The sequence below is a fragment of the Myxococcus sp. CA039A genome, assembly GCF_013336645.1.
Taxonomy (GTDB): domain Bacteria; phylum Myxococcota; class Myxococcia; order Myxococcales; family Myxococcaceae; genus Myxococcus; species Myxococcus llanfairpwllgwyngyllgogerychwyrndrobwllllantysiliogogogochensis.
The window spans coordinates 1-624 of record NZ_JABUMQ010000734.1 but is presented as its reverse complement, the minus strand read 5'-3'; the positions used below and the strand labels follow the sequence as shown (position 1 = coordinate 624).

Sequence of the window (624 nt, the reverse complement as noted above, 5' to 3'; positions counted from 1 at the left end):
CTCTTCCTGTGTCGCTTTGTCGATCGTGTCAAGCAGGACGCTACGGTCAGCGGTAAGTTCAGCAATCGCCTGATCACGTTCAGCCAATTGTTGCTTAGTTGCCTCCAAAGCCCTCGTTAGTTCCGAATTCTCAAACTCGAGTTGCTCAATACGTTCCTGCAATCGACTCTGAACCTTCGCGTGTGTTTCGGATACATTACGACGAATATGATCGGACTCTTCTAGCAAATTGCGCAGACGTTTGATCTCATCCTCATGCTTTTCCGATGTCTCGATGGCCAGAGCAGCAGCGTAAGCATTCTGACCCTTTAGATTGTCGTTTTCCTTTTGAGCTTTCGCCAAATCTTCCGAAAGACGTTTGATTTCAGCGTCCTTATGTGCAATGATTTCAGCATCTGCAGGCGCCCGAACAGGCAGATCCTTCTCCCGCAAAACCGGTTCAGCCTCTGCTGCCGGCTCCTGCGCCTCTGTTTGCCCGAGCAGCCCCCGTGCCTTTTCCGGGTTAATCCCGATCAAGTCCCATTTCTTGAGCCAATAATACAGGCCGTTCGGCTTGCATCCGAGCTCCCGTTCGGCCGCTGCTATCGATCCCCCTGCGGAGATCAGCTCCTGTCTCTTATACAC

At 51.9% G+C, this 624-nt stretch carries 1 protein-coding gene; it reads right to left on the bottom strand.

The window, feature by feature from the left end; genetic code table 11:
* A partial coding sequence (locus tag HR086_RS47330; protein ID WP_174468959.1) for a hypothetical protein occupies positions 1 to 624 on the bottom strand: 624 nt, incomplete at both ends.